General features: G+C 39.3%; 7 protein-coding genes. 6 read left to right on the top strand and 1 reads right to left on the bottom strand.

Going from position 1 to position 12,045, the window contains the following annotated elements; all coding sequences use genetic code 11:
• The first annotated feature begins 172 nt into the window (after positions 1-172).
• The 3 genes from HC246_RS17270 (at position 173) to HC246_RS17260 (ending at position 5,006) form a co-directional block, all read left to right on the top strand.
• On the top strand, positions 173-2,671 hold the full coding sequence (locus tag HC246_RS17270; protein WP_225903041.1) for a protein kinase domain-containing protein: 2,499 nt from the start codon (positions 173-175) through the stop codon (positions 2,669-2,671).
• A gap of 22 nt (positions 2,672-2,693) precedes the next feature.
• On the top strand, positions 2,694-4,127 hold the full coding sequence (locus HC246_RS17265) for a serine/threonine protein kinase (protein WP_169364717.1): 1,434 nt from the start codon (positions 2,694-2,696) through the stop codon (positions 4,125-4,127).
• Between the two features lie 138 nt (positions 4,128-4,265).
• Positions 4,266-5,006, top strand: a complete 741-nt coding sequence (locus HC246_RS17260) for an FkbM family methyltransferase (protein ID WP_169364716.1) — start codon at positions 4,266-4,268, stop codon at positions 5,004-5,006.
• Between the two features lies 1 nt (position 5,007).
• On the opposite strand, the gene HC246_RS17255 is transcribed toward HC246_RS17260, so the two are convergent.
• On the bottom strand, positions 5,008-6,615 hold the full coding sequence (locus tag HC246_RS17255; protein ID WP_169364715.1) for an NB-ARC domain-containing protein: 1,608 nt from the start codon (positions 6,613-6,615) through the stop codon (positions 5,008-5,010).
• Positions 6,616-6,796: 181 nt separating this feature from the next.
• Between HC246_RS17255 and HC246_RS17250 the strand changes: the two genes are divergently transcribed.
• The 3 genes from HC246_RS17250 (at position 6,797) to HC246_RS17240 (ending at position 11,985) form a co-directional block, all read left to right on the top strand.
• Entirely contained in the window at positions 6,797-8,215 is a 1,419-nt protein-coding gene (locus HC246_RS17250; protein ID WP_169364714.1) for a hypothetical protein, read from the top strand.
• A gap of 71 nt (positions 8,216-8,286) precedes the next feature.
• On the top strand, positions 8,287-9,486 hold the full coding sequence (locus HC246_RS17245) for a DUF1822 family protein (protein ID WP_169364713.1): 1,200 nt from the start codon (positions 8,287-8,289) through the stop codon (positions 9,484-9,486).
• A complete protein-coding gene (locus HC246_RS17240; protein WP_169364712.1) occupies positions 9,487-11,985 on the top strand; it encodes a CHASE2 domain-containing protein in 2,499 nt (832 codons plus the stop codon).
• Positions 11,986-12,045: the final 60 nt, after the last annotated feature.

The raw sequence follows: 12,045 nt of genomic DNA, 5'->3' as shown, positions 1-12,045 counted from the left end.
AAAAAAATTAGGGAACTGAGAGCTTTAATGCATACCTAATTAATGGATAGAGATACATACTAAAAACAGGATCATACTTGAAGCTATGGATGATGACAGCTTTTATTTAGCCCAGCAGGGCGAGCCTGATGCGATCGCAACATACCTCAATGACAAGTTGAGCGATCGCTGCTTGACAACCCAAGCTAAGCGTAATGAGGAATGTTTGGTACTAGAGATCGCAGTCAAAACTGTTGGCGATCGCGAAACTGTAGTAGAACTAGTGTGTCAAGAATTAACTGCTCTGGAAGCCCGTAGTATTACCAAAGTGCAGATAAGGGCGACACAGGAGAATCAAAAGTTTTTTTTGTGGGAAGCGGAGTTTGATTTGGAGTATCCTCAGCCATTACCCAAGCTAGATCTATCTTTGGCTCTAGAAGATGAGGATGAAGAGCCAAAAGATGGTTTACATCAAACTGGTGATGTAATTCGCGATCGCTATCGAATCTTAGAGGTCTTAGGTCAGGGTGGTAATGGCATTACCTATGCTGCTGAGGATTTACAACAACATACAAAGGTGGCGATTAAAGCTCTATCACTACGGCATATGGATGATTGGAAGCAGATCGAGCTTTTTGAAAGGGAAGCAAAGGTACTATCTCAACTCGATCATCCTGCAATTCCCAAGTATTTTGATTATTTTACGATTGATACAGATGAAGACCGAGCTTTTTATATCGTGCAGGAGTTGGCGCAGGGGCAAAATCTAGCAAAACTCGTTGAGGCAGGATGGCGCACTAATGAGAAGGGGGTAAGGAAAATCATTGAGCAAGTTTTAAATATTTTGATTTATTTGCATGGTCTGAAACCTCCTGTAGTGCATCGCGATATTAAGCCGCATAACTTGATTTACAGCAATGACGGCAAGGTGTCATTAGTTGATTTTGGAGCGGTGCAGGATACTTATCGCAGTACGATGGCGAGAGGAAGTACTGTAATCGGTACGTTTGGATATATGGCTCCTGAACAGTTTCGCGGTCAGGCAGTACCAGCAACAGATTTATATGCTTTGGGGGCAACGATTCTATTTATTCTCACCCATCGTTCTCCTTCGGAGTTGCCCCAAGAGCGTTTGCGCTATAACTTCCGTTCTAAGATTCAAGTTTCGGAACAGTTTGCTGATTGGTTGCAGAAAATGGTTGAGCCAGAGATAGAAACTAGGTTTGCTTCTGCGAGAGAGTCTCTGGTGGCATTACAAAAGAAACAAATTGTCTGGCTTCCTCAAAGGAATCTTTCTTGGCAGGCTTGGTTAGCGATCGCTAGTATAAGCAGTATTTTGACAGTCTGTACAATTACTAACAAATGGTTAATTCTAAGCTTTTACGATATATATCCCGAAATTTGTAAAACCAATAAAAAAGATAAAAACCCTGAAGATATCAAGGAGCTTATAGACTACGTTACACAAAACAAAAGATTGTCTAATAAGTTCCCAAATCAAGACACTGAGGGTGATCGTTGTGTAACAGCAAATCTAAATATAGAAACACTTAATTTTCTCAGTCAACATGGGAATAGGTTAGATTATCAGGCTCTTCTATTATCGACAAAATCAGAAGAAGTAATTGATTGGCTGATGTCAAAAAAAGTCGATATTAATAGCAAAGATAAAAGCAACAAAACAGCACTATCTATTGCAGTGTTAAACTATTTATATCATGATGGGAATATAAACATCATAAAAAAACTTATAAAAAATGGTGCAGATATTAATAATCAAGATAATCTTGGACTGACACCACTTCATTATGCTGTAACAAAAGAAGATAATTATGAAGAACATATTATACAAGAACAAAATGGTCATGAAGAAGAATATCTTGTAACAAGAAAAAATGGTCGTGAAGAATATACTTTAGTAAAAGGAGATAAGCGCTATATGATAAATAATGAAGATACTCCTATAATCCCCAAAAGCTCCAATCTTGTTATTTTTCTAATTCAATCGGGCTCAAAAATTAATATAAAAGATATCAATGGAGCGACTCCATTACATTATTCAATTATAGACTTAATTGGCAAGTCACAATTTCAATGTTTGCTCAGCAGGAAAAGCTATAAATGTATCCAAACAAAAGAGACCAATGAACAAATGTTTATTCAAACCAATCCTATGTTTGGCAAAACAAATAAGACTATATTGCTAATTAATAATGGGGCAGATGTCAATTCCAAAGATAATAATGGAAATACTCCATTAGACTATTGCTTTCAATATATTTCTCTACTTGAATCATATATTAAATACAGCAAAAGATATAAAGAAGAATATAAAAGACATATCCAAGATTCTTGGCAGATGTCTATAATATATTATCTTGTTGGCAAAGGTGCAAATATTAATAATACTAGCCATCAAGACATACAAATTTATTTTTCACATTCAATTTATAACAAGGATTTTAATTTTGCAAAGCTCCTAATTAGTAAAGGTGCAAATGTTAATATAACGGGTAGTGATAGTCATACCTATTTGCATTATGCATCTAGTATTGGAGATATGCAAATAGTTAGATTATTGATTGATAATAATGCAGATGTTAATATTATAAATAATAATGGTAAAACTGCTTTGTCATTATCAGCTAATAACGAGATAGCACAGTTATTAATTGCAAAAGGTGCAAAATAATCAATTTACTAGATGACACTGAATGAAATTAATTCATAATATTGGAGATATAGTTAATGAATATCGTATTACAAAATTTCTTGGACAAGGTGGGATTGCTGCTACCTATCTTGCTGAAAATATTCAAGTAAATCAAACGGTTGCTATTAAAGCTATTACTTTAAAGAAAGTTGAAAATTTTAAAATGATTGAACTTTTTGAGAGAGAAGCTAAAGTGTTAGCTCAGTTGTCTCATGTTTCTATTCCTAAATATATTAGCTATTTTCAAATTGATAGACCAAGACAACGTATTTTTTATATAGTCCAGCAGTTAGCTAAAGGAGAGAATCTTGCTAACCTTATTGAAAATGGATGGAATCCTAACGAACTAGAAGTAAAGCAAATTGCTGTGAGATTTTTGGAGATTCTAATCTATCTTCAGCAGATTATCCCTCCTGTAATTCATAGAGATATTAAACCTCAAAATGTTATTTACAATCGAGATCTTGATTTTCAAGATAAAGAAAAAATTTTTCTAGTTGATTTTGGTGCAGTGCAAGATACCTACCATAACTCACTTACAGGTGGTAGTACGATTGTTGGTACATATGGCTACATGGCTCCTGAACAGTTTCGAGGTCAAGCAAAACTTAGTACCGATCTATATGGACTTGGAGCAACATTAATTTTCCTGTTAACGCATCAGCATCCATCCGAACTACCACAAAAGAAACTAAAGATTGATTGGCGATCGCAAGTTAAGGAAGGAAAACTAGGCAAACATTTCGAGACTTGGTTAGATAGAATGATTGAGCCTGCGATCGAGGAAAGGTTTAGATCGGCAGAGGAAGCATTAGCCATTTTACGAGGAGAAAAAACTTATACGAGTTACAATAACCAAAGAAAAGCTCGTCCTGCAACGAGCAAGATCGTTATAAAAGAGATTAGTAACAAACTAGTTATTTCAATTCCACAAATTTTTCTACGCAGTAATTACAGTTATTTTTTTCTGTCTATCCCAATAATTTGGAATGTTTTCCTATTTTTCTATTTATGGATAGTTTTCCAAACTATTGATTTTGCCTCTATCATTAATGGGATCTCTCTTGGTGGGCTAGCTTTTCTTGCAGTTTTTGTATTTATAAACATATGGATAATTTTTTTGTTCTTAATAGCCTGTGTATCCAAGATATATATAGAAATTGATGCAACCTCTATTTTATTTAGGCGCGAGATATTCGGTTGGATGGTTCAAAATACAAGAGTTATAGGAAAAATTGGGAAAATATTACAAGTAAATCTCAAAAATACATTGCTATCTATAAGACGAGGTTCCCCAATTATGGTTTGCAATCTGACTATTAAACGTCGTAATATTCGCTTTGCCTCATTTCTTTCAGAAGAAGAAAAACAATGGTTAATTGAAGAAATTCAAGACTTTGTAGAAAGACAAAAACTGAAACTAGAGGAAGAATAGATTTTTTGCATAGCTAATTAGTTGATAGAACTAAGTAGAGTTACCCAATAGCAAGTTAAGCATCCTAAAAGCAAAAGTTGTTCTAATTTTTAGCTTTTATCTAAATTAACTGGCTAACTCATAGTTGAAATAACTCTAATGAAATTTGCCAAAATCAAAACTCTATTTCGTCAATTTGGAACATTAAATGCTATTCGCTATCTCTATGCCGAAGTCAATCGTAAAATCTATGATCCTTTCAAAATAACTAGTTACTCTCAAACAGGAGAAGATCGCATAATTGAACATTTGTTAGGTGAATCTGGGTTTTATGTTGATGTTGGCTGCAACCATCCTCAATATTATTCTAATACCTTTTCACTTTATAAAAAGGGATGGACAGGAATCACTATCGATGCTTGTCCTGAACTAATCAAGCAACATCAAAAACTAAGAAAGCGCGATCGCAGCATTTGTGCAGTCATCTCAGACAAAGAACAGGAAGTTATCTTCACAGATTTTGAAGATTCCTTAGTCTCATCACTTGATGTAGAACATGTCAGTGAATGGATGAAAAGTAGAAAGATCAAAGAGCAGAGGGTTGTTAAAACAACATCTTTGAACAGTATTTTAGATGATTGCAAAGTGCCATCAAATTTTGATTTACTCAATATTGATGTAGAAGGACATGATTATGAGGTCTTGACATCTCTAGACCTTAATATCTATCGACCTAAACTAATTGTGATCGAAATGCATGGCTTTGACTTGACTAACCCTAGCTCAAGTAAGATCTATGAGTATTTAACAGTCAACAATTACAAACTGATTGGCTATGCGACGATGAATGGTTATTTTGCAGAAGCTCCCATAAAAGGAGGTGAAATTAGTTGGTGCTAAATCACCTTAGGCAAATATTCTGCCAATTGTAGCGATCGCGCTCCAACCCAAAAGCCTCAATCAAGGCAAGAAAATTGCTACCCAAATAGCCAATATCCAGATCTGGCTTATGCTCTAACTGAGGAACGAAGAAATCGAAAATCAATTGAATTTTCTTCTCACTGCGATAGGTTCGGAAGATCTCATTTTTGAGGCGTAGCAGTAGGCGAGTTTGATGATCACTTACTAATCTACAAGTGCGAAATAGCCTTAAACAGTCAATATCCTGATCTGCGATCGCTTCACAAAACTCATCTAGAATTTGCTCCGCAAGTTCCTCTTGTAGATATTTCATCAAAAAGGGCTGAAGCGTAAAACAGACCTCAACCTCGTCAACAATTTTCTCAATTAGCGATCGCCTTTCCAGCGCAGACAGAATGTCCAAAATCTGCGAAAAAGTTGGAGGTATTAGTAAATTGCTGCGTAACCTTGATAGGCTCATTGGGCTAGATTCAAGCATTAACCAGTAGAGAATTTCTTTTTCTAATTCAGATAGGCGATCTGTTTGCTGTTTTAGCAAAGACTTTAAGCGATCGCCAATGACGATCGTATTTTCCTGTAAAAAGGCTCTCACATTGTTTCTAAATACCTCGCTAATCATAGTCGCAATGATTTTTAGAGCAAGGGGATTGCCTCCGTAGAGAGATGTGATTTCTTGCAATTCTCTCTCACTACCTTGACAACCCTTTGCCTCAAATAACTCAGTGACTTCTGGAAGTTCTAAACCGCGCAGTACTAGATTTTGTAAAGAGCCAGATTCGTTCTCAAACATAGCAACTTCGGCGGCTTTTTCACGACTAGTTACTAACAAACAACTCTGATGGCGATCGCTTATTAACCTATGTATTATTTCTCCATAGCCCTCATAGCCTTGCTGATAGAAGCCTATTTGTGGCTTTACTTTCCCCTCACTACTCAGGAATATTGCCTCTAAGCCATCAATGATCAACAAGCAATGATATTTCTGGCAATAATTGAGAAGGAGATTAATTCCCTGTTGTAAGCTATCAATTTTTACTGATTGATGCTCGCTATCAAAGAATTGCAGTAAATCCTGCAAAAATTCAATGGGCGTAGGCATGGATTGTAGCGATCGCCAGATTAAATAGTCAAATTTATCTTGCAAGCGATCGGCACAAGCGACAGCTAAGGAGGTTTTCCCAATACCACCAATTCCCAAAATTGATATGACTTTACAGCGATCGCCTATCAACCAAGTTTCCAGTAATGCTAATTCCGTTTCACGTCCGTAAAAATCAATCAGATCAGGAGATTGACTCCAATCTTGCTGACTGAGAGAATGCGTTTGTTTTGCCGAGAGGATATTCTCATTTGCTAAGAAAGTATTTTCGGCGATCGCCTGCCAATCGCTTATTCCCACAGTCAAACAAATGGCAGCAAAGGCATCGCGATCAATGGCAATACTGCGCCAGAATCGTCTGAGGGTCGCCTGTGAAGTATGTGCGCCTTGCCACCATGCTAATGTCCGAGTCTTAGTCCAACCCCGTCGCCGCCTCGCGCGATCGACTATTTCAAGTCCTTGTTTTGAAGCTTTCAGTGTGCTGGACATCAATAATGGGGAGACAGGGCATGAACAAAGATGAGAGCAGTGTAACAAAAGATTGAGTAAAATACTTGCAAATGCAAAAGTAAGGATGGGCGAAGTGAAGCGTCACTCATCCTTAACTTTTGCATAGGTCAAAGTCCTTGAGAAGTAATAGGAATAGACTGAAATAGGGACATAAATCGTTATGAGAGCAAGCCATTATTGGCAATTTGTAAAGTTAAAGGCGACAGGGCTATGTATCCGTGAAACTAGCATTGAGGCTAGAGAATTTTTGTTGGCACAATTTCCAGCCATAGATGATGGTGATGCTGATTTAACGGACTCGCAAGTGCAGAAACAGTTGTGGCGATCGCGGCAAAGTAGCGATCGCCATGAGCGCGAAAATGCCGAACTATGCTTGCGGTGCTTTATTTCTAATCAAGTTGAGCAAACCTGCTATCAAATCGCCAATCAGTTTGGTACTGAGCATGGATTTAAGCATAACGATTTATTAGTTTTTGTGTTGAACGATGTGATTGTCGGTCAACGCGATCGCCAAGCAAACCAAAGTACATTCATCTCTGTTGCTCGTGAAATTCTCGATGGTTTTGATCCTGAACTTAGTAATCTCGCAACTTGGACGCATCGCAAAGTTAAGCAAAATCGAGAATTAAATGCTTTCTTACTAGAGCATGGCGTTTATCTAGTCAGTGATTGGGCGATTCTCAATGATACAAGTCCAAAGCAATTAGAGCGCATTTACACAGAGTTCTATCAAACTGCTCAATATTCGATTCAACAATCAAAAATTTTATTGGAAGCCTACCATGCAGTCTATCGATTAGATCGGTTACAGTCTCGATTAGATACGCGATTAAATACGCGATCAAATGGAAGTAAGGGGCAATGCCCTCCACCAACTACTGAACAATTACAGAGGATAAGCGAATATCTAGAGAACCATCGTGAATATTTAGCCCCAGCTAATACTTTGTATAGGTTGCAGGAAATGGCAAGCAAGCTCCGTCAATATCGGATTCAGGCTAGGGGTGGTAAACCAACACAAGTTTCCTTAGATCAGCCGAATTTAACGATTAAACCTGAACGTTTATTTGCCCAATCTGAAGAAGAAAATGATGCGTTTACTTTCTTAAATGCTTATCGTCAACAGTTTGAGCAAAGTCTAGAGCAAGCGATCGCTAAAGTTATTGACATCCGCTCTAGCAAAATCCAGCAGCGATCGCCTGAAAATAATCAAAATTTTCTAACGGGATTAAGTTTATTCCATTGTCATGGACAAACCATGTCAGAAATTGCGACTGCGGTTGGTTTAGAGGCTCAATATCAGGTGACACGCTTGCTAAAATTAAAGGAGTTGCGGGCGGATATTCGGCGAGAGATTTTAGGAAATTTACGCGAGCAGGTGATGGAATTAGTTAAGTTCTATACCGACCCTACCAAATTAGATCAGTTAGATCAAAAGTTAGAAGTTATTCTGGAAGAACTAGTAGCTGAAGAAATGGAACGTGCCGAGGCTGAAAGTATTAAGAGCAAGGGGATTCCTCTCCGCAGTCGTTTTGCCATGAAGCTTTGTCAGTATTTACAGAAAGTCCATCAATGTTAACTACCCTTTGCATAACTTACAGAGAACTAGCGCTATGAATAGACAACGAATTAACAGAGATAATCAAAATAATGATGACACTCAATTTACTCAATACTGGGGGAAAGACAATGCTTAGTGAATTTGAAACGATACCTATTGATGCGATCGCTTTATCCGATGAAATTATGCAGCAAGCGATCAGTTTATCCCAAAAGGCTGATAACCAATGGCAGACTTATCTAGATGCGATCGCCTATTTGACGATATGTGAATGGTTACATGAGCGCTCACCAAATCTTGATTCTGTTCGCGATTCTGAAGAAATCACTAATCGACAAGGAAATCTTCATTATCTAGAGGTGAATGGCTTTACGCTTTATATTTTAGGAATAACACCATCATCGGGGGACATGGTGGAAATACCTGCCAATATTTTGCAACCACAAAGTTCAAAGGGTGAGAATAATCATAATTCGAGCAATACTTTTATCGTTATTGTCGAAATTTATGAAGAGATTGCACAGGCTCTAATTTTAGGCTTTAGTCGCCATTTGCACTTAGTCAAACATCTTGCGGATCTAGTTGCTGAACTAAAAGGCGATCGCCTTGAGAATACTTACCAAGTGCCGCTATCTCTATTCGATGATGAACCTGAGCGATTGCTGTTGTATCTCCAAAATTTAGAACCGATCAAAGCATTGCCACTAGAGACGGTTACGGAATCATCCGTTAATATCACGGAGCTAATCCTGAATACAGGACTATGGTTGCAAGAGCAATTGGATGACATCGCCCAAAACTTAGCTTGGCATCTGTTACCGACTTGGCAACCTAGTTATGGATTAGGAATGCGTTCTTTAGGGTTACGTTCTTCGGAAATGGAGTTAGAAACCATAATTAGTGAATTGACCCATTTGAATGTGCAGGTTCCCCCTTCCGCTAAGGCTGCCTATCAAGATTTTCAATTAGGCGATCGCCACTTACGCCTCTATGCAACCGTGTGGGCTGATGGTAATTACTTCACAAATCTTGAAGCAAATCCTGAATGGTCATTACTACTCGTCCTTGGTTGCCAAGTGATCGGCGAGATTCCCTATGGGGTGAGAATGCGGGTTCGCGATCAACAGAATGTGTTGATTGATCGGCAGTTAGACAAGACAAGTCAAGATCTCTATCTCTATGCCTGCGTCACTGGCGATCGCACTGAAACATTTTCGGTATCGATTTCTTTGCCCAGTGGTGTTATGTTAACCTTACCAGCCTTTGCATTTCATCCAAATGCGCTTTAAATGCCGACTTACTATCTAGAAGTTGAGAAGATCGAAAGCCAATGCCGATTTCTGCTGAAATGGGGAAAAAATCAGCGCTTACCTGTAGTAGTGATCGCCTATCCTGAAAAACTGGCTAATAGCTATAGTGAATGGCAGAATGCCTATCTCAACTACTATCGTCATGTAACCATGGAGAACTCTTTACGGGGAAGAGTGCAGGGAAGTGGTAGTTTTTCGCTCTCGAATGTTGATTGGTATGAGAAGCTGCGTGAAGCCGAGGAGAAGTTAATTCGGGAGTTGAACTTTTGGTTGCGAAGTCCAGAGCTTTATGAACTATGGGAAGAGGTGAAGCGTTCATCCCGTCTCGTATCTACTCAATCTAAAGCATCGGATTTAGAGAGCATCCATATTGATTTACTGATTACTTGTTCCGAAGATTTGCTGTGCCTACCTTGGGAAGCATGGAAACTACAGGATGAATTTGTCCCTTTAGATACTGTACGCATTGCTAGAGCAATTTACTCAAGCACCGAAATTTCGCCGCCGCAATCGCGTCGCCGTCCTCGGGTGCTAGCAATTTTTGGTGATGAGACAGGTTTAGATTTGCAAAATGATCGTGAAGCAATGCAGATTCTCTCGGCATTAGCGGAAATCCAGACGATTTGTTGGGATGCTGCACCATCAGATCGCCTCAATCAAAAGCAGAAGATCTGTAATGCGATCGCTGATCCGCAGGGCTGGGATATTCTCTTTTTTGCAGGACATAGCGACCAAACTAATTTAACAGGAGGGAAGTTACTGGTTGCACCCAATAGTTCGCTGACCATGAGCGATTTAGATCCCTATCTATTGCAAGCCAAAGAACGAGGATTACAAATTGCGATTTTCAACTCCTGCAATGGCACTGCGATCGCTACATGGCTAGTCTCTAAAGTCGGCATACCACAAGCGATCGCCATGCGTGAACCCATCCATAATCAGGCTGCCCAGAGCTTTTTAGTCCAGTTTCTCCAAAATCTCGCCCAACATAAAGATGCTCATACATCCATGTTTGCCGCCTGTCGCTATTTACAAGAAGAACGTTTAACCTTTCCTTCGGTTTATCTGATTCCCTCACTATTTCGCCATCCTGACGCACCTTTATTTAAAATCCCTCCTAAGAGCCTCAGTGCCTTTATAAAGAGAGTTTTACCAACGCCATTACAAGCGATCGCCCTTAGTACTTTGCTGGCAATGAGCCTTATTCCCTCCTTTCAAGAATGGATGCTTGATCGGCGCGTTTGGCTACAGGCGATCTATCGCCAACAGACACAACGCATTCCTCAGGAATCGCCTCCCGTCCTTTTAGTACAAATTGATGAAGCGTCCTTACAAAAAGCGGCGATCGCTGATCCGCATCCCATGGATAGAAATTATCTCGCTCAATTAGTCGATCGCCTAGCTAGCCAAAATGCTCAGATTATCGGTATGGACTATTTACTCGATCGCTCCCATCGTAATCGCAAGGATGGCAAAGATGGTGGACAAAGCGATCACACTAGCGATCGCATTTTAGGACAGGCGATTCAAAATGCTGTAAATGGACAAACAAACAGCAAAAATGGAACTTGGTTTGTGTTGGCTTCTGTCTATAGCGAAGGGAATTGGCTAGAGACTTTGCCCGAAATTGCTAGTAAAAATGGCAGCATCGATGGTCATATTCATATGTCGGTGCAGTATTTGCCCCTAGTGCAAGCTGATGTGCCTAAATTGCCCTTTTCCTATCTATTGGCAGGTCTTCAGCGACTGAGATCATCGCAAAATTGGCGATCGCCATTAAATCAAAACGACAGCCTCTTTACGCAAATATCCGATACCTTACGATTGCAGAATAAGACTTTCCGCAGTTTGCTTGATCCTAAAGCGCAAATACGGCCGATCACAGATTTTGCTCAAGATAAATTTGGTCAAGCATGGTTCCATCCAATTGTCGATTTCTCGATTCCCCCCGATCGCATTTACCAAACGATCCCTGCATGGCAATTATTACAGGAGCCTCCCAAAATCTCCGACTCACAAATCATTCTCATTTCCGCTAACTATTCCGAAGCGGGAGTATTTAAGCAGGGGGAGGACTCCTTCGCTCAGCCATCAGCAATTCGTTATTGGCTCCAGCAATCACCATCAACTAAGCAGAGGGAAAGCTACACAGGTGGAGAAGTACAAACCTATGCAATCCATCATTTTCTACGCGATCGCTATGTAGTTCCCATTCCCGATGTGTGGATGATGATTTTATTTCTAGCGTCTGGGACGATTCTCGTCAGCTTTTGGCAGCCGCGATCGCATCGGCAGGTTTATCTGGTAATGACTATAACCCTTAGCCTATATACCTTAGCGAGTATCGAGATTTATATTTCAGGTGGGTTGCTTTTGCCGATTGTCTCTCCTGCAATTGTGGCGATCGTTTACTGTTTACCTAAACTCTTGCGCTCATCTGGAAATGCGGGGGAAATAGCAAGATTTTTGCATAGCTAAGTGCTGACTAGCAATACAAGAAATTAGGTTGTCAAGCAATTACCTTTTTTCATTGCAAAT

Source organism: Pseudanabaena yagii GIHE-NHR1, from assembly GCF_012863495.1.
Taxonomy (GTDB): Bacteria; Cyanobacteriota; Cyanobacteriia; order Pseudanabaenales; family Pseudanabaenaceae; genus Pseudanabaena; species Pseudanabaena yagii.
This window is presented reverse-complemented; position numbering and strand designations above follow the sequence as displayed.